This is a genomic window from Polaribacter sp. 11A2H, from assembly GCF_011379025.1.
GTDB lineage: Bacteria > Bacteroidota > Bacteroidia > Flavobacteriales > Flavobacteriaceae > Polaribacter.
In genome coordinates this window covers 1-695 of record NZ_WTLD01000024.1, presented here as the reverse complement: position 1 = coordinate 695, position 695 = coordinate 1, and the positions used below count along the sequence as shown (strand labels likewise).

The following is a 695-nucleotide window of genomic DNA, read 5'->3' as shown; positions in this document are numbered from 1 at the left end:
GGTAAAGACTATACATATATAGATGGTAATAATTTAGTTTTTAGAATCTTTGTACAAGACCCTGCTGAAGATTTTTTCGGAGGTACTACAGATATTCGTATAGGTAGTGGTGGTACTCAATACACTATAGATTTAACAGAAGCTCCTTATGGAGAAACAAAACCTACAGGATCTGATTTTACAATTACAGTACCTTTAACGGCAGCTAGATTTGGCGTAACACAAGCTGCATTTGAAACCGTTATTGCATCTTTAGACTATATAGATATTAGAGCAGAATTTTGGTTAGGTGCAACAGGTATTTTAGAAAGTGAACTTGTTCCTCTTCTAAATGACCCTTGTGATTTTGATAATGATGGAACTCCAGATTATTTAGATTCAGACTCAGACAACGATGGTTGTTCAGACGCAGATGAAGCGTATTTTGGTACGGTTGCAAATGCAGATGCAGACAATAATGGCTTTTATGGTACAGGTGTACCAATAGTAGATGGTACTGGTAAAGTAACTGGCGCACCATATACTACTACACCAAATGCATATTATATAAATGGAAATGTAAATGCATGTAATGACAATGACAATGATGGTATACCAGACGATGTAGATTTAGATGACGATAATGATGGTATTTTAGATACAGAAGAATGTATATTTACTGATAAGCAAGCTACTAGAGTAGGAAGTGGTAATAC

Annotated in this window: 1 pseudogene; it reads left to right on the top strand. The window is 35.3% G+C overall.

Annotated features, from left to right (window positions below):
* Window positions 1–695: pseudogene (locus GQS58_RS17070) on the top strand (hypothetical protein); the annotation flags it as partial.